At 45.0% G+C, this 22,424-nt stretch carries 18 protein-coding genes; 5 read left to right on the forward strand and 13 right to left on the reverse strand.

Translation table 11 applies throughout. The annotated features are described in order from the left end of the window. Positions 1-148: 148 nt before the first annotated feature. Together OCU35_RS11590 and OCU35_RS11595 are read right to left on the reverse strand one after the other, a co-directional pair. The gene (locus tag OCU35_RS11590; protein WP_102359359.1) at positions 149-682 is read right to left on the reverse strand and encodes a DUF3299 domain-containing protein; all 534 of its coding nucleotides are present in this window, start codon (positions 680-682) and stop codon (positions 149-151) included. Positions 683-755: 73 nt separating this feature from the next. After that, a complete protein-coding gene (locus OCU35_RS11595; RefSeq protein WP_261825388.1) occupies positions 756-2,717 on the reverse strand; it encodes a metallophosphoesterase family protein in 1,962 nt (653 codons plus the stop codon). Between the two features lie 444 nt (positions 2,718-3,161). Between OCU35_RS11595 and OCU35_RS11600 the strand changes: the two genes are divergently transcribed. Further along, entirely contained in the window at positions 3,162-3,542 is a 381-nt protein-coding gene (locus tag OCU35_RS11600; protein WP_261825389.1) for a hypothetical protein, read from the forward strand. Positions 3,543-3,565: 23 nt separating this feature from the next. Here OCU35_RS11600 and OCU35_RS11605 read toward each other — a convergent pair whose 3' ends face one another. Next, on the reverse strand, positions 3,566-4,456 hold the full coding sequence (locus tag OCU35_RS11605) for a LysR family transcriptional regulator (RefSeq protein ID WP_261825390.1): 891 nt from the start codon (positions 4,454-4,456) through the stop codon (positions 3,566-3,568). Positions 4,457-4,550: 94 nt separating this feature from the next. Between OCU35_RS11605 and OCU35_RS11610 the strand changes: the two genes are divergently transcribed. After that, positions 4,551-5,918: an MATE family efflux transporter gene (locus OCU35_RS11610; protein ID WP_261825391.1), complete on the forward strand. Its 1,368-nt coding sequence runs from the start codon at positions 4,551-4,553 to the stop codon at positions 5,916-5,918. 6 nt (positions 5,919-5,924) lie between these two features. Here the strand turns inward: OCU35_RS11610 and OCU35_RS11615 are convergent, their stop codons facing one another. From OCU35_RS11615 to OCU35_RS11625, 3 genes are all read right to left on the reverse strand, one after another. Further along, positions 5,925-6,842 (reverse strand): M14 family metallopeptidase, encoded by a 918-nt coding sequence (locus tag OCU35_RS11615; protein ID WP_261825392.1) that lies wholly within the window; start codon positions 6,840-6,842, stop codon positions 5,925-5,927. A gap of 31 nt (positions 6,843-6,873) precedes the next feature. Further along, positions 6,874-7,464: an alpha-ketoglutarate-dependent dioxygenase AlkB family protein gene (locus OCU35_RS11620; RefSeq protein ID WP_261825924.1), complete on the reverse strand. Its 591-nt coding sequence runs from the start codon at positions 7,462-7,464 to the stop codon at positions 6,874-6,876. A gap of 114 nt (positions 7,465-7,578) precedes the next feature. Beyond that, positions 7,579-7,995 (reverse strand): glycine zipper family protein, encoded by a 417-nt coding sequence (locus OCU35_RS11625; protein WP_261825393.1) that lies wholly within the window; start codon positions 7,993-7,995, stop codon positions 7,579-7,581. A 281-nt stretch (positions 7,996-8,276) separates the two neighbouring features. On the opposite strand from OCU35_RS11625, the gene OCU35_RS11630 reads away from it, so the two are divergent. Both OCU35_RS11630 and OCU35_RS11635 read left to right on the forward strand, forming a co-directional pair. After that, on the forward strand, positions 8,277-10,349 hold the full coding sequence (locus tag OCU35_RS11630) for an alkyl/aryl-sulfatase (protein WP_261825394.1): 2,073 nt from the start codon (positions 8,277-8,279) through the stop codon (positions 10,347-10,349). A gap of 117 nt (positions 10,350-10,466) precedes the next feature. Further along, positions 10,467-10,961: a hypothetical protein gene (locus OCU35_RS11635; protein WP_261825395.1), complete on the forward strand. Its 495-nt coding sequence runs from the start codon at positions 10,467-10,469 to the stop codon at positions 10,959-10,961. Here OCU35_RS11635 and OCU35_RS11640 read toward each other — a convergent pair. After that, on the reverse strand, positions 10,954-11,889 hold the full coding sequence (locus OCU35_RS11640) for a LysR family transcriptional regulator (protein ID WP_082961324.1): 936 nt from the start codon (positions 11,887-11,889) through the stop codon (positions 10,954-10,956). The genes OCU35_RS11635 and OCU35_RS11640 overlap by 8 nt on opposite strands. 114 nt (positions 11,890-12,003) lie before the next feature. Further along, positions 12,004-12,978: a Gfo/Idh/MocA family protein gene (locus tag OCU35_RS11645; protein ID WP_261825396.1), complete on the reverse strand. Its 975-nt coding sequence runs from the start codon at positions 12,976-12,978 to the stop codon at positions 12,004-12,006. Between the two features lie 505 nt (positions 12,979-13,483). Here OCU35_RS11645 and pykF point away from each other — a divergent pair. Beyond that, positions 13,484-14,896 carry a pyruvate kinase PykF gene (gene pykF, locus OCU35_RS11650; RefSeq protein WP_017028771.1) on the forward strand — a complete coding sequence of 471 codons (1,413 nt, stop codon included), beginning with the start codon at positions 13,484-13,486 and terminating at the stop codon, positions 14,894-14,896. Between the two features lie 482 nt (positions 14,897-15,378). On the opposite strand, the gene ilvN is transcribed toward pykF, so the two are convergent. The 5 genes from ilvN to OCU35_RS11675 form a co-directional block, all read right to left on the reverse strand. Then, the gene (gene ilvN / locus OCU35_RS11655; protein ID WP_026012667.1) at positions 15,379-15,873 is read right to left on the reverse strand and encodes an acetolactate synthase small subunit; all 495 of its coding nucleotides are present in this window, start codon (positions 15,871-15,873) and stop codon (positions 15,379-15,381) included. A 2-nt stretch (positions 15,874-15,875) separates the two neighbouring features. Further along, positions 15,876-17,597: an acetolactate synthase 3 large subunit gene (locus tag OCU35_RS11660; protein WP_017028773.1), complete on the reverse strand. Its 1,722-nt coding sequence runs from the start codon at positions 17,595-17,597 to the stop codon at positions 15,876-15,878. A 353-nt stretch (positions 17,598-17,950) separates the two neighbouring features. Continuing rightward, positions 17,951-19,786, reverse strand: coding sequence for an AMP-dependent synthetase/ligase (locus OCU35_RS11665; protein ID WP_261825397.1), 1,836 nt, complete (start codon positions 19,784-19,786; stop codon positions 17,951-17,953). A 229-nt stretch (positions 19,787-20,015) separates the two neighbouring features. Beyond that, positions 20,016-20,984 carry a transcriptional regulator LeuO gene (gene leuO / locus OCU35_RS11670; RefSeq protein WP_017028775.1) on the reverse strand — a complete coding sequence of 323 codons (969 nt, stop codon included), beginning with the start codon at positions 20,982-20,984 and terminating at the stop codon, positions 20,016-20,018. A gap of 379 nt (positions 20,985-21,363) precedes the next feature. Further along, positions 21,364-22,422, reverse strand: coding sequence for an MJ1255/VC2487 family glycosyltransferase (locus tag OCU35_RS11675; RefSeq protein WP_102322519.1), 1,059 nt, complete (start codon positions 22,420-22,422; stop codon positions 21,364-21,366). Positions 22,423-22,424: the final 2 nt, after the last annotated feature.

Below are 22,424 nucleotides of genomic sequence, written 5' to 3' on the forward strand. Positions count from 1 at the left end.
TCAGTCCTATTGCATAGCTGTGTTTATGCAACTTTATATTGAATTTATGGCAAGCAGCATTTTTATAGTTGTACAGCTTAAAGGGTATTTGACCTATGATGATCTATTTGATCATCATAGGTCAAATACCTTCAATAATTAACTAATTCTATACGTTGGGTCCTACATATGTTGCTGTCATTTGGTATCCGATGCCAATACCGTTGCTTTCAAATTCTGTCATCTCCAAAGCTCCCTCAATCACAATGGAATCGAAGAAGTAGCTCGCTGGAATGCCAGTCTCGTAACGTACAACAATCATTTGATTCGCTGGTGGTGGAGGCACATGAATACATGCGCCAAAGAAGGGCACCAAGATGAATTCAGTCACCATGCCATTTTCCCCTTCAAGTGGGACCATGAAGCCAGCTAGGCGAATATTCTCACCCGCTAAAGAAGTGGCATAATTTACCTCTCCCAATCCATATTGCTGGTCTAATCCGGGTGCTTCTTCATTGTGTAATGGCATTGCTTGCAAGGTTTGAATTTGCTGTGAAAGGGCTAGTCGCTCCTCTTCAGGAATAAGATCCAGCCAATCAATCTGTTGGCTTTGTAGCTTGGTTTCAGTAATTGATTCGGAGCAGCCACTGACAAACCAAACCAACAGAACAGCGGATAACAGTAAACAGATACGGTTTAACATAAATAAGGTACAAACTTGTTTGGGGAAAGGATAAGGGGTGGGACTCTGCCACCCCTATAACTCTAATTTCGAATTACTTGATCAGAGCAATTTCTGCATCACCATGAAGGACAACCCAGAAGTTATTCTCCGCAGCATCTTTACCGACCAAAGGCTCGGCATGGCATCCTGGAACTCGGTTTGGCGGTGTATCTAGGTACTCGTCTTCAAAACGCCCTTCGAATACACACTCATCAGAGGTAATGGTCTGCCATTCTCCCCACCCTTTTTTCCATGCCAGCTGATGCTTCTCAAGGTCTACCCCTGGTGCCACCTCAAATTGGAAGGCATACGGGTCTGATGATTGCTTTAATAAATCCCAGTCTGCCGTTGCGTAGCTAGGTAAAGGATGCGGCGCTTTTGCTGAGCCATCAGGTTGGCTTCCTGGCATGCCTTGCTCAGTCTGAATATCCTTTTCACCGCCGTAAGCATTTTGGTAAATACCTGATTGGTTTTGAGTGCCAGAGATAATCACAATGTCCGATGCCGTTTCTTTGCTTGCCTCAGACCAACTCAGTGATAAGAGTTTCTTCATATCAATTGTGGTAGCACGAACAGTAACGTTCTCATTTTCTTCGTTTGCATAGATGCGCTCATCACCATTTAGGTTCGGTGTCCAAGCGGCATGCTTTTGGAATAAGAACTGATAAGCCATACGCATCAACTCATTTTGGCTTTGCGCCTTACTGTAACCCTCTGTCCAGCTTAGTGTTCTTTCTGTTGAATCAACACGGTTAAAGGTGTTGTTTTCACCGGCTAGAACCCTCACTCGAGAGCCATCATCAGCAACACACTCGTTGGTGCGGTAGCTAGCGGTATACTCCAGCACTGGGCGCATATCTTCCGGTAGGCTGTTTGCGTAAATGATCTTTTCACAGCGATTATTAGTACGAGAAAACTTATCCATTAGTACCCACTCTGGATCAGCAAGCTCTTTTGCCCCATCGTCATTGTGCTTGACGGTATGTGGCGCAGAGAATGCAGTGTAATCTATGCGATCACCCTTAATAGCAAGTTGCGCCGCATTCACATCATAGGCGTACGAGTCATGTCCCTCGTTGTATGTACCCATCTTCATCTGAATTACGTTTTGCACCAACTCACGCTCACCGTATCGGAATTCATAGCCCTTGTATGAGGCGTTACCGCTGACGATCTGAGTGTATTGAGGAAGGCGATAATTGCCCCCAGTCGGAGTCCAAGATTGAGTCTCAGTGCCGACTGGCGCTTTAATCACTGAACGTTGGTAAAGATGCTCATGTCCCTGAACCCACACCACATCATTCTCATAGAAGAAGTCACGGATCTGGTCCCACTGGCTGTGCAGTTTATCATCGCGGTAGCCACCCTCAGTGCCTTCTACGATAAGCTCGCGTGTCTCACCATATTTCGCACCCACTAAGCCATCATGGCTGGCAATGACAACATGATCGATATTGTTACGATGCTCGGCGACTACTTCTTTTATCCACGGGAAAGCAATTGGCAGGTTCCAATACGCGAGTGGGATGATCAGGGTGTTCTTACGAATCACGTAGTAGTTCAACCACTCACGCTTAGGCATGTGCACCGCGTCCTCGGGAATGAACTCCTTCATGTAGTCAATCCACTCAGTGGTATAGGCAAAGCTATCTTCGTGGTTGCCCATCAAGGGTAAAAACTCCATTCCTTGAGCTTTGTACTCACGAGCAATTCCAACCCAGCTTTCCCACTCGGTCGTTGTGCCTTTATCTGTTAGGTCACCAACAGGAATAACAATGTTAACCCCTTGCTCAAGATGCTTATCGAGCACTGCTCTCATTGGATGCTCAGCAACCTTAATACCATCAGCCTGGGTATCAGGAAGCAAACCTATGGTTAGCTCTGCTTGGGCTTCTGGAATATTCGGCTCATCAGGTTTTTGCGTATCATTACCTGAATCGGTACTGCCGCTATTACAGCCAGCCAAGGTTAAGGCAACTAGAGTTGCGAGAAAGGATTTTTTTGACAGTAACATTGTTGTGTTTCCCTACTAGGTTATTAATGGCTAGGGAAACTAAGAGGCTTGCATTACATTCTGGTTTCAGTTTTTTAAGCAAACGATGACACAAACATGACCGTACTATTTCAATTCAAACAACCACCACTAACCTATTGTTTTAAAAGAACTTAAAATTAGATCTATTACTCTATAATCTAAAAAAGGAAATGTCAGGAAATGTAAGTTCGCGTTACCTTTTACCTAATAGCGCAATTAACAACGTCAACGCTTCCATCTTGGCTACAACAAAAAATCTTTTTGTATCATGATGTTACTATTCTGTGAGCTGTACGGTATAATTGTTGTTCACAATTTGTTTCAATTCACACCACACACTAAGCACTCAGTTGTATATCACTTTCCCGCCCCCCGAGATTGAGTCTAGTGGCCGTTAACTGTGAGAGCTATCTAGGGAAATCTATGGATCAGAAAGAAAAGAGGCTGATAAAGGTATTCAGCATCATATTATCGCTCGTTTTTGCGATATCGAGTATCGCCAAATTTTCGGGAATGGAACTGATTCACCGACCATTTGGCGAAATGTGCTTATCGACTTGGTACGGCTACTTTATTGCTGTGTTAGAAATGCTAATGGCGATGGGCATTCTCAAAAAAAATACCGCCTCTATGTCAGCGGTAGGCATGAACGTTATCTTTGCGGGCATGAGCTTTTATTTTTACAACTATCAAACCCCACTCTATTTGATACCGACAGGGATACTTGCCCTTATGGCGGTTACTGTGGCCTATTTAACACATGATGACTGCATTACCGCGCAAGGTCTGCCGAAAACACAGTAAAGTCCCTTTTACCAGCGCACGGCCTAATTGCTGGATGGTTGAATAAAGATATTCTTCAATGCGTGATGTAGCCACTCACTCACCACACCGATCCCATTTTCTCGTCGACGTATCAACCCCACCTCAGCGGTAAGGCTAACCGGCAAGTTGTCTGCGGGTAACTGCACCAAACTATCACGATACCACTGAGCTGAAGCAATATGATCAGGAATGAGCGCCCACCCCATTCCATTTCCCACTAAATCACCGATGACAAAATAGCTGTCTATGTACCAATGATGAGCGACTAAGGGTTCATCGCGACCTTCTCCGTTGCGATCGCAGATAACAAACTGCCGGTATTGCTGCAGGTCCACTATAGTCGGTGACTTTACGCGAGTAAGGGGATGGTTTTGCCCTGCAATGAGTCGCAGTCGATACTGGCCAATGGATGTAAACTCTAACTCTTCATCAATTTGACGTGACTTAAACAATACCCCAAGGTCCGCTTTTCCTTGCTCTATATACAGCGAAATATCTTCTCTAGACCCATTGATAATAGTGAGCTTTAGATTTGGAAAAGCCTCACCCAACTCCACAAATATTGGGGCAAATGCCATGACCTGAATCGCCTCATCTACCGCTAACACCAGCTCAATCTCTTCCTTTTTAGAGGCACTTAACGCGCGTGATTGCAGGCGCTGAGCTTGCTCAAGCACGCCTTTTGCCTCCACCAGCATCTCTTTTCCAAGAGGAGTGAGCTCAGGTAATTTACGAGAGCGATCAAACAGCTCAAAGCCTAGGTCCGCCTCTAAGTTTGCGACCGCGGTACTGACTCGAGATTGCGCCTTGCCTAATTTACGGGCAGCAGCCGAAAAGGAGCCCAATTGAGCTGAATATACAAATGACTGCAGTTGATCTAGGGTCCAGTTCATGGTTTCACCTATACGCTAAACGGATAGTAACTAACTTTTATATATCATATTTTACTAGATAATGGGGCCAAATTATTTAGCCAGATAGAAAAGCATGACCACCGAAGCGATAAAACAAGACGAATCAGTTAGCCAAGTATTCTGGCGCTTTGCCATACCTTCTGTAGCGGCAATGCTGATCAGTGGCTTGTATCAAATCATCGACGGTATTTTTGTTGGTCATTATGTGGGCTATTCGGGTCTTGCCGGTATCAATATGGCGTGGCCTATCATTGCAACCATTATGGGATTTGGCATCCTCGTGGGTATGGGGGCAGGAAGCCTTGTTTCCATGTATCGCGGTGAGAGACAGCCTCAGCAAGCGACCAATGTTTTACAAACCGCCATTGGCTTAACTGTCTTGTTCTCCCTCATCTCTATGCCAATTATTGGTGTATGGGGCCGAGACCTATTGGTACTGCAGGGCGCTGCGGGCGAGTCTCTTACTCACGGTTTCAATTACATCAGTATCTTTGTTTACAGTGCACCTATGGCGATTTCAGCCACTGTTATTCCAATGCTTGTCCGCAACGACAATAGCCCAAAGGTGGCGACGGTATTAACCATTATTGGTGCTGTACTCAATATAATCTTGGACTACCTGTACATAGGCGTTCTTGAGCAAGGACTGCAAGGGGCTGCCATTGCTACGGCAATATCACAACTCGTTGTGACTGTGCTTGGCCTTGTCTATTTTGTCTCTAATAAAGCCGAGATTCGCTTAACAAGCCTAGCGTTTGATTTTCAAAAAGCGTTTCGTATCTGTCAGTTAGGCGCGTCCAGCATGCTGATGTTTGCTTATTTCTCTTTTGTTATCGCGCTACACAATCGCTTATTGATGCACTACGGCACTGAGGTTCACGTCGGTGCCTTTGCCATCATCGGCTATATAGCGACGATGTACTATTTGTTTGCGGAGGGCATAGCATCAGGCATGCAGCCTCCCGTGAGCTACGATTTTGGCGAAAAACGTTATAGCCGTATCAAGGGGACTGTGGCATTAGCACTTAAGGTGGTATTGATATCGGGCATCGCAACGGTCGTGCTATTGAATCTGTTTCCTGAGTTCTTTATCTCTTGGTTCTCGGATTCAAATGCAGAATTGATAGCCACTACAGTTGCGGGAATGCGACTGCACTTAGCAGCACTATTTCTAGATGGTTTCTTATTCTTGGCTTCGGTGTACTTTATGGCGGTGGGCAAAGCAGGAAAGGCGATGTTCGTTTCTGTGGGCAACATGCTGGTGCAATTACCGTTTCTGTTCTTTGTTCCTCAATGGTTTGGTGTTGAGGGTGTCTGGGTGGCCGTGCCATTGTCAAACCTTGCGTTGACAATGATCGTAGCCCCAATGTTGTGGAAAGATATCCAAGCCCTGACTAATAAAGAGGTGGTTATTTCCGACGCGGTCGTCGCCACCTCTTAACGTCAATTACAGCGCTTTAAGGTAATCCAACATTCCGGTAATCGCCGCTACTTGGGCGCGGTTACACTCCTCGGCTGTCGCTTTAGCACTGTCTGGATACACTTCGGTTGTCGTGGTGTATTTGGCCTTGCTAAAGCCAGCGCATAAGCCCAGTTTTTCTAGCGGATAGTTAATTACGCCATGCTGTACTACCGGTGAACCAATGATGGTGCCATCTGGGTCTGCAGGGGCAATATGAGTGACTTTTTCCACGGAAGCAATAATGGCTGTCTGCATCTCTTCACATGGATTTTCAGTGTCGCCCACAGTATAAAAACCATCAGGAATTGAACCCTCAAAGTACTCCAGCCCATCGCGCGCCGCTAAGGCCGGTCTAAATTCTTCTTCATCACTGTTTGTGGTCTCATGCAGATCGATATGTGCAAAGACTTCAACACCTAGGTCTTTGACAAACTGCATCACTAGCGCAGACTCAGGGGCTGAGCTGTTCTCTACAAATGAGCGATTTGGGTCTACTGCCTCTGGGTTCCAGCGATTAATGATTTCATAGCCCCAAGGAGACACACAGGGTGCAACAATGAGATTGAAGTCGCTTTGATACTGAGAGGCTGCTTCTTTCAAAAACAGCAGTGCGCCTTGTACGCCACTGGTCTCGTAACCATGTACACCACCGGTGACAAGTACCGTTGGCTTATCGCTATGCCATTGCTTAGATTTAAAGCCAAACAGTGGGTAAGGCCCTGATGGGTAATCCAGCTCTCCATATTGAACACGCTCGAAGCTATCACCGATTTCATCCATCTTAGAAAGCACTTCGTCTTTATAAGAACGCTGTAAAGTGCGACTCTCACGCCATTGTTGAACTTCTTTTTGAGTCCACTTTTGACCGGGTGTTCCAATTGGATAAGTGTGTGTTTGTTGCATGCTCGTGGTCCATTCTAGATGAGTATGCGAGCTAGCCTATCACACTCCGAAAGGTAAGATTAATACGCGGTTGTGAGACTTTTGTGGTTTTTGGGATACAGTGTTGCCAATGCGCTTGCAAATCGCCCGCCATTACCAGTAAAGCGCCATCCTCTAATATGTACTCTATCTTTTGCTTGGTCTGTTTGTGCTTAAGAATGAAACGCCGACTAGCACCTAGGCTTAATGAAGCAATGATGGGGGAATCTCCCAATGATTTTTCATCATCACTATGCCACCCCATATGGTCTTGCCCATCACGATAGAGATTGATCAGAGCAGTATTAAAGCTTTGCTGGGCAATGCTTTCCACTCTTTGCTTGATAGGCTGTATTAGTGCTGGCCAAGGCAAGGGCTCAAGGGTAATGCCGGAGTATCGATAGGCGTGCGTGCCACACAATACGTGTAGCCTTGGCTGCATCACCGAGCGTCCGTACATCTTAATAGCTCGCTGCTCCCAAGGGAGTTGATTGTGCAAAGACTGAAATAACTCATTGGCCTCGTTAGGTAGCATGAATTTAGGGTCGTAATAGAGCCTACCCTGCTCTACCTCTAACCATTGAGGCTGCTCTGGAAATAGCACTATAAAATTGCTCACACGATAAACATGCGTTTAGATTAGCAACAAAACTCGGATAGACGCAAAAACGCCAAGCATTGCTTGGCGTTAATATGGAATACAAAGTTGCCCCAACCATTAGCTCTCTTCAGAGCCGTCTTTTTGCTCTTCCATATCAGCCAGTTTGGATTCTAGCTCTTTGATTTTCACCTCAGCCTCTAGCTCCGCAAGGCGCTTCTCAGCATCAGAGCGATTATCCTGCTTTAAGCCATCAGCCTGGATCTCTGTTCTATCTTTAGAGCGAGCATCATCCACATCTTTCATTGAGCCCGCAACACCACCAGCAACACCGCCGGCTACCGCACCTTTAGCCGCTAAGCTAGCATCGCCAGTTAACGCACCTGCCGTTGCACCCAGCAAGGCACCACCAATAGCACCACGGTTACGACCCGCATTTTTATTCTCAGCATCCATTGCCTCGTTTGATGCACAGCCTGTTACAGTAAACAGAGAAGCAATCAGAAGTAGTAGAGTAGATTTAGTACGCATTGTCATGGCAACCTCAGTAGTCAGTGTTGTTTGGGAACGCTGATAATTTAACCAAATCTAACCATTCAAAAAATAGCCGAAGCAGTAAATCTGATATTTCCATTAAAAACATCTAATCTTTCAACTATTCATGCTGAGGGAGAACTGCATTTTCTCAGACATCTGAATTCAACCTCTCTAGATATTTATATTGAAAATATCTGAAAGCAAGTTCCCCATAATGATTGAATCATTCAGTTCTCATAAGCTACCCCACATCGGCACTTTGCCCACTTATGAGAGACATTATGAAAGCGAACCTTCTTCCTTTATCTTTAGTCATTGTTAGCGCTTTGACCGCAACAGCGTCTTTTGCTGGTGCCAGTGCAAACGAAGCGCTACCCGCATTTAATGCTGAGTCAAAAAATGCAACTAAGTACACCGCTGACTTTAATAACTCACTGCGCTCACAATTGAACTTCTCTGATACAACGGATTTTGAGTTGGCTGATAAAGGATTTATCGCTCGTGAAGACAACCTTAAGATCATGAACAAAGATGGCAAAAGTGTTGCTTGGGAACTAGGTAGCTATGACTTCCTATTGCAAGGCAAAGACTTTGACAGCATTCACCCTAGTATGCAGCGTCAAGCCGTCCTAAACATGAAGCACGGTCTTTACCAAGTACGAGACGGTGTTTATCAGGTACGTGGCTATGACCTAGCCAACATTACCTTCGTGCGCAGTGAAAATGGTTGGATTGTCTTCGATCCTTTGACCATCCCTGAGACCGCTGAAGCTGCTTATGAGCTGTTTAAGAAGCATGTTCCAAATGGCGATCTACCGATAAAAGCGGTGGTCTATTCCCACTCTCATGCTGACCACTTTGGTGGCGTAAAAGGCATTGTCTCGCAGCAACAGGTTGATGCTGGTGAGGTTGAGATCATTGCACCTCGTGGCTTTACCAAACACTCGATCTCAGAAAACGTTCTGGCAGGAACGGCAATGGCAAGGCGCGTGCTGTACCAATACGGCACATCACTAGACAAAGGCGCTCAAGGACAAGTGGATGCGGCCATTGGTAAATCCGTGGCTTCTGGAGAACTGTCTTTGATCATTCCTACTCTAGAGGTTCAAGACGACATTCAAAGCGTGACTGTAGATGGCCTGGAGTTGGTAATGCAGAACGCTCCAGAAACCGAAGCACCATCAGAAATGAACACCTATATCCCAGAGTACAAGACGTACTGGGGCGCGGAAACCACCGTGGGCGGCCTTCATAACCTGTACACACTTCGCGGCGCATTTGTTCGTGACTCTTTGCAATGGGCAGATGTGATCAACGAAGCCTTGTATGAGTTTGGTCATCACTCCGAGGTGCTGATCGCCTCTCACAGCTGGCCTCGCTGGGGTAACGACAACGTGGTTAACTTCCTCGAGAAGCAGCGTGATATGTATGGCTACCTGCACGATGAATCTCTGCGTCTGGCAAATCATGGCGTCAACATCAATGACATCCAAGATGAATTTAAAGTCCCAGAAACCTTAGCGAATGAATGGTATTTGCGTGGCTACCACGGTTCTTATCATCGCAATGCAAAAGCGGTATTAAATAAGTACCTAGGCTACTTTGACATGAACCCAGCGAGTCTGATTCCGCTCAGCACGACTGAATCAGCGAAACGCTATGTAGAAGACTTTGGTGCCGACAACATTATTGCTGCCGGTAGCAAAGCCTTTGATCGAGGTGACTACCGCTGGTGTGCTGAGATCGTCAATAAGGTGGTCTTTGCTGAACCTGAAAACAAGCAAGCTCGATACCTGCAAGCAGACTGTCTTGAGCAATTAGGCTACCAGAGTGAATCATCTGGAGAGCGTAACGTATTTCTTGTGGGCGCTGATGAACTGCGCCGAGGTATTGTCAAAGGCGCATCCACTAAGACCGCCTCTGCAGACATGATTCAAAACATGCCAACGGCAGATTTTCTGAACTACATGGGCGTGCGCCTAAATGGACCAAAGGCAGCGCAAGACAACTTTGAAATGCGCGCCAACTTAATCATTACCGATGAGAATGAGAAGTTTGCCATCGAGGTGAAGAACGGCCGCATGAGCTCGATTGAAGGCTTTGATGTCAACAATCCAAACTTCACATTGACTATGCAACGCTCAGCCTTCGATCAATTGCTGACTCAGCAATCGACCATGCAAGAGTTGATCAAATCAGGTGAGATTAAGGCGGAAGGCAGTCTGGATAAACTGGGTGAACTAACGGGTTATCTGGACAACTTCGAGATGTATTTCAACGTGATAGAGCCACAAGATCACTCAAAGTATAGCGTGGGCTACTCTGCCTCAGGTGAGTCTCCGATTAACCGATAATCAAATAAAAACACGCGTTGGCTAAAGTCCTAGGAGGCAAGCTTATCTCGATAAGCTAAGCACACGGAAGTGCTTAGGGTCTGTTGACCCTAATGTCTTTTATGATTGGAGTTCAAGATGCCTACCCTTATCAACAAAACCATAGCTGTGCTTTTATCTGCGACATTGCTCGTTCCATCACTAGCAACAGCGTGTGTCATGGATGGCATTGGAAGTGGCGCGCTTTATCAGGTGCCAAAACAAACCTTTAGTCTTCAATTAGCAACCGCTCAAGCGATTAATGCTGGCAAGATAAAGGTGGCTGTTGGTGGCCGTTATGAGCAAAGAATGATGATGCTGATGTTTCAACTTCAACAACAACTCAGTTCTGAAAATGAGGGAGAGTGGTTCTTATTTGAATCGAGCAAAGGACATTACTACAAGATCATAGCGTCAGATTCTAGGATCAGCATCAAGCAACATGAAGTCCCACAAGGGGAAAGTGAAGAGTCCATTATCATTGATGTCGATGTGTTAAGCGCTATTGTGAGTAAGCAAATAAACGCAACGCAAGCTGTAGACTTGGGCATCTTACACCTACCCAACGATGCTCATAGCCTACTCATCAGTTAGTACTTACTATCGGCTCATCTTTGGCAAGTAGATTAGAGACCAACTCACGTAACCACACATTAGCCTTGTTTTGATTCATTCGGCTATTCCAAACCAGGTAAGACTGGTAGGTATCCACATCAAAGGGAAAGTCCAACACCTCAAGCCCAAAGGTATCTTGATACTGCTGCGCAAGATGATAGGGAACCGTCGCGATCGCATCACTAAATGACACCGCACTCATTATGCCCATTAATGAAGAGTGCTGAGAATGCACTGCTCGCTGTGGTAAGACTTCATCAACGAACCAACCCACGAACGGCAGGCTTCTTCTACGCAGGTTAAGTATGGCGTGCTTTTCACTCAGGTATTGATCTTTACTGATCGAATGACTAGAAAACCTCGGGTGCCCTTTTCGCACCACACAACAGAGTTTATTTTCGGTCAGTGGTTGGGTGGTATACACTCGAGAGGTGGACTTCACCACGTCGATAACAAGATCGACCTTTTCATTACTAAGATCATCGTAGATCGCTTCTTCAGTTGCTGGCAGCTCTTTAGTCACCACATCAATACCCGGTGGCATCGCGGTATTCACTAGCGCGCGCTGCAAGGTATAAATGAGCCCTTCGTGCACATAGACAACAAACGTTCGCTGGCTTTGTTCAGGCTCGAAGCTCTCAAGACCAGACAAGCAAGCCTCTATATCTAATAATGGACTTGCTAACCTCTCGTAAAGATCCTGAGCAAATCGAGTAGGCTTAATTCCCCTGCCCGTTCTTGCAAACAGCTCCTGCCCTGCATTGTCTTTTAACCGTGCCAATGCATTACTGACCGCGGATTGAGTCATATCTAACTCATCAGCAGCCTTAGTGACAGATTGACTGCGATAAGCAATCACAAAGACTCTTAATAAGTTGAGGTCGAAGCGTTTATTTTTAGTTCGCATATAAGATGCTGTCCCACAAAGATTTGCTCAGTTCTAAGAATAAACCAAGATACCGCTACCAACAGTCATCTAGGTGTAAAACTCTGATATTTATCGATATCTCGATTTATTGAATTACTGGTCGGCAGGAAAAACCACCCCAGTTTGCGCTCGAATCTCAGTAATGACCTTTGAGGTTATCAAGGCTCTTTTTTTGTCTGCTGAGTGAATTCGCCCGCTTTTTATGACTTTGGCAAAGGCTTTGGCTTCGTAGTACATAGGATTTGCGTGTTGCTCTATTGCAATAGACCGAGGCGACAGCCCCCTTTGATGCCATTCCACACTTTGGCACAAAGAAATCATGTCAATTTGTAGTGCAGCATCCTCTCCTTGTATTTCGCAAGGCAGGTAAGAATCATTCACCTTTGAATGAGTAACCACCGCATCAAAATCCCCATAGTTAAGGATGACACTGCCATGGCCATCAACACCCGATTCCAACAAAGCGGCGTGCGCTTTTATAGATTGAGGCTCACCAAAAAGTTCAACGCAGGCCGCAATACAATAGAAGCCGATATCCATAATAGAGCCATTGGAGAATGCAGGATTGAAGGTGTTAGGGTTCTCTCCGTCCAAGTACTTTTGATAGCGAGAAGAATACTGGCAGTAGTTAATATTCGCCTTACGAAGCTTTCCTAGCTTGGGGATAGACTGCCGAACAATATCGAAGTTGGGAAGATAACTAGACATGTAGGCTTCAAAGAGAATGACACCTTGCTCTTCAGCGACCTGATACATCTGCTCTGCCAGTGCAAAGTTTGAAGCAATCGGTTTCTCCACAATAACGTGTTTACCCGCTTTCATCATTTGAATCGCTTGAGGGGCATGCAATGAATTAGGGCTAGCGATATAGACAGCATCAACATTGCTGTTGGCAAGGGCTTCTAAAGAGTCAAAGCAATCACTTGCTTGATGTTTTTCGGCAAATTGCTTCGCGTTCTCTATCTTCCTTGAATAGACAGCCTGCAATGTAAACGAGTCGCTTGCCTTTGCTGCATCAATAAAGCGCTCTGTAATCCAGTTTGAGCCTATAACACCCAGTTTCAACATCTCAATTCCTCTTTGAACGTTTCAGATGATCTATCAGTCAATAGTTGAAGAATATAACACGTTCCGAAACGCCAGATTTAGATAACAACAACACAGCTGAGGCCTGATCCGGCCTAGTTTTAGCTCTGTGGATTTATTTCAATGTTAAAAATAATAATTTTGCGCTAAAACCTTGTTCTAAGACAATTCTAAATCGTGAACTTCATTAAGTTCGGTGTTAGAATCCGACACCAGAAAGAAACTTTATTACAGAATTTTTGCTGATAGTGCCTGAATGACTAAAGCGTTCATTCAGACTTTAACGGCGGATTAGACGAAAAATAATCCAATTATCGCTCTTAAATTGACTGATAATGTGTGATTGGTCGTCGTGGTTGCCAATAAATGCTTTTTGAGTCACAAATTAACGACTCGCTGTAAATTTTGTAATTTAATTACAAATGAAGTAATATGGCCGCCAGTACCCTATTTAAACTTACGTAATACTTACCGGAGAGTATTTTCCATGAAAAAGACCAAAATCGTATGTACGATTGGCCCTAAAACTGAATCTGTAGAGAAGCTAACTGAACTAGTAAATGCAGGCATGAACGTAATGCGCCTGAACTTCTCTCACGGTAACTTTGAAGAGCACGCTGCGCGTATCGAAAACTACCGCGAAGTTATGTCTAAAGTAGGCAAGCAGCTAGCTATCCTTCTAGATACTAAAGGTCCAGAAATCCGTACAATCAAACTAGAAGACGGCAATGACGTTGATCTAGTAGCTGGTCAAGAATTCACTTTCACTACAGATGCTGCTGTAGTTGGTAACAAAGACATCGTTGCTGTAACTTACCTTGGTTTCGCGAACGACCTAACTGCTGGTAACACTATCCTAGTAGACGACGGTCTAATCGAAATGGAAGTTATCTCTACTTCTGAAACTGAAGTTAAGTGTAAAGTTCTTAACAACGGCGCACTAGGCGAAAACAAAGGTGTTAACCTTCCTGGCGTTTCTGTTCAACTTCCTGCTCTTTCTGAGAAAGATAAAGCTGACCTTAAGTTCGGTTGTGAGCAAGGCGTTGATTTCGTTGCTGCTTCTTTCATTCGTAAAGAAGAAGACGTTAAAGAAATCCGTGAGCTTCTAAACGCTAACGGTGGCGAAAACATCCACATCATCTCTAAGATCGAGAACCAAGAAGGTGTTGATAACTTTGACGCTATCCTTGAAGCTTCTGACGGCATCATGGTTGCTCGTGGCGACCTAGGTGTTGAGATCCCAGCTGAAGAAGTAATCTTCGCTCAGAAGATGATGATCGAGAAGTGTAACCGTGCACGTAAAGTTGTTATCACTGCAACTCAAATGCTTGATTCTATGATCAGCAACCCACGTCCAACTCGCGCAGAAGCGGGTGACGTTGCAAACGCAATCATGGATGGTACTGACGCAGTAATGCTTTCTGGTGAAACTGCTAAAGGTAAGTACCCAGTAGAATCAGTAGCTATCATGGCTCAAATCGCTAACCGTACTGACAGCGCGCTAAAAGCAGAACTAGGTTCTCGTCTTGACAGCCCACGTCTACGCATCACTGAAGCAGTATGTAAAGGCGCAGTAGACACAGCTGAGAAGCTAGCTGCTCCACTAATCATCGTTGCTACTGAAGGCGGCAAGTCTGCACGTTCTGTACGTAAGTACTTCCCAACTGCAAGCATCGTTGCTCTAACAACTAACCCTAAGACTGCTGCACAGCTAGTTCTTACTAAAGGTGTTCGTCCAGTTCTTGTTGATTCTATCGACAGCACTGATGAGTTCTACAAAAACGGCAAAGAGTACGCTCTAGAAGCTGGTTTTGGTAAGAAAGGCGACATCGTAGTTATGGTTTCTGGCGCTCTAGTTGCTTCAGGTACTACTAACACTGCATCTGTACACGTACTATAATTTGTAGTTCGATACAGATACAAAAAAGAGAGCCAATCGGCTCTCTTTTTTTATGTCTATTTCTTAGTAAGTTTTAGTAGGAGAACAGTTCACTTCGATGTGTGTTCATCAACAACACTAGTGGTAAAAAGTAAACAGCGTTAAATGTCACCGCCATCATCAATAAACCACCAACCACTAATCTTACAAATGCATTCTTTAACATACTTCGCCTCGATATGATCACAGAGTTGCGCTATCCCTATCCCACTCAGCGATGCTGTGTTCATTCAAACTGGGCGCAGTGTATCGTTCAAAAAAGCACCACGCAATCACAATAATCATACTATTTGCACTAACTCAAAGTTCTAGGCAATAAAAAAGCCATCCCTGTGACAAGGATGACTTTAACAATTAGCACAAAGTTTTAATTTTTCAGTAGCTTAAGCTAGGTAAAAAACCAGTGAGCAAGCGTTCGCTTTTCAACACACCTGAAATGAAAACTATGCTTTCAGCGCTCTTTCGCCACGGGCAATACCCACGACTCCGCTTCGAGCTACCTCAATCACATCGGTAATTTCAGATACCGCTTGAATAAAAGCATCGAGCTTTTCACTGGTGCCCGCCAGTTGTACGGTGTACTGAGAGGCGGTGACATCAACGATCTGCCCACGGAAGATATCAGCGGTGCGCTTCACTTCAGCACGAGCAAATCCCGATGCCTTTAGTTTCACCATCATAAGCTCACGCTCAATGTGATCAAACTCAGTCACTTCTTGCACCTTGAGTACATCAATCAACTTGTGCAGTTGCTTCTGAATTTGCTCTAGTTGCAGTTCATTGGTTTCTGTTGTGATATTCAGACGTGAAAGGGTCTCATCGTCTGTTGGTGATACCGTCAGAGATTCAATGTTGTAGCCACGCTGTGAGAACAGACCCACTACTCGAGACAGTGAACCTGGTTGGTTTTCCATTAGTAGGGAAATGATATGTCTCATAGTTAGGTTCTCTCCGTCTTGCTTAGCCACATATTGTCCATGCCTTCGCCTTTGACTTGCATTGGATACACGTGCTCGGTTTCATCTACGCTGATATCGACAAATACCAAGCGGTCTTTCATATCTAATGCTTTTTGCAGGCCTGATTCGAGCTCATCTGGCGAGGAAATACGAATACCCACATGTCCATAAGCCTCAGCAATAGCTGCGAAATCAGGTACAGAAGTCATGTAGGAATTAGAGTGACGTCCTTCGTAGATGATGTCTTGCCACTGCTTAACCATTCCTAGGAAGCGGTTATTTAGGTTAATGATTTTTACTGGAATGCCGTATTGGAGCGCCGTAGACAGCTCTTGGATATTCATTTGAATACTGCCATCACCAGTCACAACCACTACTTCTTCTTCAGGGTGTGCGAACTTAACCCCCATTCCCGCAGGAAGACCAAAGCCCATAGTTCCTAGACCGCCTGAGTTAATCCAACGGCGAGACTGTTTGAATGGGTAGTAAAGCGCCGCAAACATTTGATGCTGACCTACGTCAGAGGCCACATACGCATCACCATCTGTCAGTTTGTGCAGGGTTTCAATAACCTGTTGCGGTTTAATTTTGTCTGGCGATTTCTCGTAAGCTAAACATTGACGCTCACGCCAAGTCGCAATCTCACTCCACCAGTGGTCTAAGGCTTCTTTATCGTTGTCACTATTTTGATTTTCCAGCAGTGACACCATGCACTCAAGAACCTTATCGGCAGAACCCACAATTGGTAGGTCTGCTCGGACATTCTTAGAGACTGAAGACGGGTCAATATCCACATGGATGATCTTAGCGTCAGGACAGTACTTCTCTAGGTTATTGGTGGTACGGTCATCAAATCGTACGCCCACACCAAAAATAAGATCGGCATTGTGCATCGCCATGTTGGCTTCGTAAGTACCGTGCATGCCCAGCATACCCAAAGAGTTGCTATGCATCCCAGGGAAAGCGCCTAAGCCCATAAGGGTACTCACCACAGGCAAGTTCAGCTTCTCAGCCAAACTAATTAGATATTGGTCTGATTCTGAGATAACCGCGCCGCCACCCACATACAACACAGGCTTTTTCGCCTCTAAAAGCGCCTTCAACGCCTTTTTGATCTGTCCTTTATGTCCAGATGTGGTTGGGTTGTAAGAACGCATTTTGATGCTTTCAGGATACTCGTAAGGGAGTTTAATCTGAGGATTCATGACATCTTTCGGCACATCAATAACCACAGGACCGGGACGACCAGTCGAGGCGATGAAAAATGCTTTTTTAACCGTTTCGGCGATATCTTCAGCGCGCTTTACTAAAAAGCTATGTTTAACGATCGGGCGCGATACGCCGACAATGTCACACTCTTGAAACGCATCATTACCAATCAGGCTATTGGGTACGTTTCCTGAAATGACGATCATTGGGATCGAATCCATATACGCTGTCGCAATACCAGTAACGGTATTCGTCGCACCAGGGCCAGAACACACGAGCACGACACCAGGCTTACCCGTTGAGCGGGCATAACCGTCGGCCATATGCGTTGCTGCTTGTTCATGGCGCACTAAGACGTGTTTGATCTTATCAGTCTTTGCATGAAGGGCATCGTAGATATCAAGTACCGAACCGCCGGGGTAGCCAAAGATCTGCTCTACTTCTTCTTCGATCAATGACTGGACGATCATTTCTGCGCCAGATAACATTTTCATTAAATCTCTCCTTACCGATTGCGAATAGGTTTGGTCCACTTATCCGCTAGGTTTTACATAGCTAGGGCTTATTCGTAGCCTAAAAGTATCCTTATCATTACTGAGCGTTTAAGTACCTCAATAACAATTCAACTATGTCCCCACACAGGCCATAGCAGGCGTGGGATAACCTGCCCACCATACCGTTTTTGACCTACAGCTGTCCACGCAAAAACCACATTTCATTAACAAAAATCACAAAAAAGCACACCCATATGACTCATGATTCTTAACTATCTGTTTTTAATAGCGTTAAATAAAAAAAGCCCGCCAACTTAATAAAGTGGCGGGCTCTAATTGTTTACGTTAATGCACTACTTTTTAGGCTTTGATTTGCTCTTGCCCGTTTCATCGTACATTTCATCAATTTCGTCTTGGTAACGGTCATTGATAACCTTACGGCGAAGCTTCTGAGTTGGAGTCAGTTCTCCCTTCTCCATAGAGAAGGCTTTAGGCAGTAGTTTGAACTTTTTCACCTGCTCAAACTTGGCTAAGTTTTGTTGCAGTTCAGCCACTCGAGCTTCAAGCATTTCAACGATTTGGCTGTGCTTTAACAGCTCAACCTTATCGTGGTATTTGATGTTAAGCTCTTTAGCATGCTCTTCTAGCGCCTCAAAGCTTGGTACGATCAAAGCAGACACAAACTTGCGTGTGTCCGCAATAACGGCAATCTGTTCGATAAAGTGGTCTTTACCAATGGTGCCTTCAACCACTTGAGGCGCGATGTACTTACCACCAGAGGTCTTCATCAACTCTTTGATTCGGTCCGTAATAAACAGGTTACCGTTGTCATCAAATTGACCCGCGTCTCCCGTCTTCAAGAAACCATGCTCGTCGAAGGTTTTCGCTGTTTCTTCTGGCAACTTATAGTAACCACGCATAACCATAGGGCCACGCACTAAGATCTCGTTGTTTTCACCGATCTTAACTTGAGCGCCCGGCATTGAAGTACCGATAGAGTCCGGGTTAAATGCTGGCTCATCCCAACACGACACGGTCGCCGTTGTTTCTGTCATGCCGTAGCCTAGCTTCACGTTCAAGCCAAGTGCATGGAAAAAGCGGCCAATGGTTTCATCCAGCTTGGCTCCGCCACATGGCATCATCGTAATATTGCCACCTAATAGAGCTCTGAGCTTACTCAGTACTAATTTATCCGCTAAGGCATGGCTGCGTTTAAGTAAGTAAGAAGGCTCACGCTCTTCCTGCTTACAAAGTGCAACACGTGCACCCATGTTAACAGCCCAAGTGAACATCGCTTTCTTAACAAAAGAAGAACGAGACACTTTTTCGTGAATTGCAGAGAAAATCTTCTCGTAGAAGCGAGGCACAGCACACATCACTGTAGGCTTAACCTCACCTAGCGCATCTTTCACTTGCATGGTATCAACCAAATAGGCATTGGTTGCGCCGGTATACAGAACGAACATGGTCCATGCGCGCTCAAATACATGCGAAAGAGGCAAGAAACACAAAGACACATCGTCTTTAGTTAGGTTCAAGCGCTCAACGTGCCCTTCCAATTGAGAGGCAAAGTTCGTGTAGTCCAGCATCACGCCCTTTGGCTGACCTGTGGTACCTGAGGTGTAAATCAGCGTCACAAGGTCATCTAGGTTCGCGTCAGCAAGACGCTGCTCAAATTCAGTATTGAGCGTTTCGGTATCGTTTTTCTCTGAAGACTTAAGGAAGTCATCCCAAGAAAGGCTGAAGCTATTGTCTTCAAGTTTAATGCTGTCGCACATGGCAACAATCAGCTCTAGCTGTTCGCATTGTTCGAAGATGCCTACAGACGCGTCATATTGCTCTTGTTCACCAACGAACAACACCTTCACGTCTGCATTTTGAATAACATAAGCAGACTGTTCTGCTGTATTAGTAGGATAAATAGGAACGGTTACAACACGTGCTTGTAATGCACCAATATCTGCCATTGTCCATTTTGGCATGTTGTTGGCATAGATACCGACCTTATCCTGAACACTCAATCCTTGAGCCAAAAGTGCCATAGAAACAGCATCCATTTGCTGTCCAAATTGCGACCAAGAAATATCGTGCCAAGCACCATCAAACTTATGTTTGAGTGCCGCGCGATCTCCTCCATCTACAACCTGTTGGCGAACCTTTTTTACAATGTGAAACTCTGAACTGGTCATAAACCTCTACCTTTTGGCTTACAGGTGTAAGCTGAGTGAGCGCATAGTTTACAGTCGGGCAAATAAAACGCAATTCTAATAGCTTTCTCATCATACAAAATTGGACATAAATCCGGTTTTTACTTACTGGTAAGAGTAGTCATTAATTGCATATGGCTAATAAAAAAGCACCAAAAAACCTAGTTTTTGGTGCTTGATGATTTTATGCGCTATTTTTGGCTAAAGATCCCTAACGATCTTTTGTTACAACTTCTCCGCAAACCGTCATTAATTGCTCTCTCATCCACACATGTGCTTCATCGTTTTCACGCGATTCATGCCATGTTAGGTATGCCTTAATCTCAGCTAGCTCACCAGGGAATGGCAATGCATGGATACCTAGGTTTGTCGGGAAAAAGTCTTTTACCCAGCGAGGCACAACACAAATAAGTTCAGATTGCGCAGAAACCGCGATCAAGTTACCCAAGGTTGCACCTCGGTATGAAGAGGTCACCTCTAAGCTCTTGTAGATTCGATCGCTCAAACCCATCACATCGCTAGCAGGAGACAAGCGTGCATGTTGCTCAGCTAAAAGCTGCTCCATAGAGATCTGGTGCTTGTTCCCTAAACGGGGATGATCGTTTGCACAAATCACCACAAGCTCATCGCTGTATAGTTCAGTGCTTACAAAGCCAGGTTGTTCGAAGCGCGTATAATCAATGACAAAATCCAGCTCTTGCTGCTTAAGCTTCTCATGTAATGAAACCCCACCATGCGAGTCCAGATTCAACTTAACGTTAGGCGCTTTCTCTGTGGTGGTTTTGATAAGCTGAGGCGCAAAGCGAACATCATTAGGTGTCCCTATGGCAATAGAAAATGTGTTGGTCGATGTTGCTGGATCAAATACCGCACCAGGCAGTTCATTCTTAACCAATTGCAGTGCCTGACGAACAGGGACAAACAATTGACGCGCACGAAGAGTGGGAGAAATACCACGACCTTGACGCATAAACAGATCGTCTTTAAACATCACTTTCAAGCGCGCTACTGCATTACTTACTGCAGGCTGGGACATGTTCAGATTTTTTGCGGCGCGAGTGATATTTTGCTCCTGCATAACTGCATCAAACACGGTTAGCAGATTTAAGTCGACTCCACGTAGGGTTGTTCCTTGGTGAGCTAATCCTTGCTGCCAATCATGTGAATTGCTAGTTAACATATACTCTTCTCTTTATTCTATTTAGCCAACCGCGAGTCAGTACTACTGCATAGCTCGTATCAAAATATAGAGTTACGAAACTACGAACCAACCGGCGAATCATCAACGGGATGAATATTCAATAGCGCTAATATGTTTCAAATCATCACCAAGGAACAAGCAAATTGATAAAGAATCAGTACGTTTTATCAACAACAATATTTTAGCCATAAATAACAAACACTTAATTTAGGTGTAAAAAAACCTAAATCAGGTTTTGTGATGAATAATTAGACAAAAAGCAGTCATTAATGAAAGGTGTATATACTAAAAGTGGTAAGAGACCCGTAGTAAATGGTCGCTTACCACTACAGAAAAGAGACCGAGCGAGGCGCTCAGATCAATCCAATAGATGTGTTATATGGCTAGGAAAGTCCACTTGCTTCCACAGTTTTTGGCTTAATGCTTCCTGCTGATGCCAGTCTCCTTCGATAACCCAATCAGAAATAGCTCCGGCAACATCTGGATAACGAATCGGATCCGGTTTTTGTTCACCTAGCCATTTTCGTATTGTTCCTGCTTCCAATTCCAGCATTGCAGAACCCAAGCCTAGGTACTCCAAAGTAGCCACATTGCTTTGCTGTTCAAATTGTCCATTGAGGGGTTTAAGCAGCAGTTTTTTACCTAGAGAGAGCGCCTCCGATGGCAGCTCAAAGCCACCGTTCGCAATCACTCCCTGACAGCGAGAAAGGTCGCTCTGAAAAGAAGAAAACGACAGGGGACGAAACTGCACATTACCGATGTCATCCGCATCCCTTACATCAGGGTGGTAGCAGCGAAAAGAGTGATCAGAGAAACGTTGCAGTAAATCTGCCACTTGCTTTAAGTCCTCAAAAGGCAGATAGACTAAGATAAATGCTTCTTCGGTTACTGCACCTTGTGCACAAGTATGCACAATAGGTGGCAAGATAGGTTGCTCGAAATGATACCAATGCAGGCCCAATTGAAAATCTGAGGGTGCGAAGTGATGAATAATGGTTTTATCCATCAAGCCAAAGCCCTTCTTTGGAACCTGAAAGCGAAACGCGTTCTGATGACTGATGCCAATACAAGGCACTTTATGCTTCTTAGCGGCCCACGCAGAAATAGGCTCAAAGTCATTCAGTACTAAATCGTAGTCTTTGACATTTAGGCTGTTGATGTCTTGGAACAACTCCACCAAGTTGTTATTGGTGGCGGTCTTTAGGTAGTCCACCTTGCCACAATGAGAGTTGAATGTGAGCCCAGAAAAAGAGCGATAGCCGTTGAAGGACTCCATCGAGAAGTACTTTTCTCTTTCTCTGCCTGAAAATACAAAGTCTACTTGTATCCCATCTCGATTTTTAAACGCCTCAGCCATAGCCCTCGCACGAGCGATATGCCCATTTCCAGTGCCTTGCACGCCATAGAGTATCTTCACAA

This window comes from Vibrio breoganii, assembly GCF_024346795.1.
Classification (GTDB): domain Bacteria; phylum Pseudomonadota; class Gammaproteobacteria; order Enterobacterales; family Vibrionaceae; genus Vibrio; species Vibrio breoganii.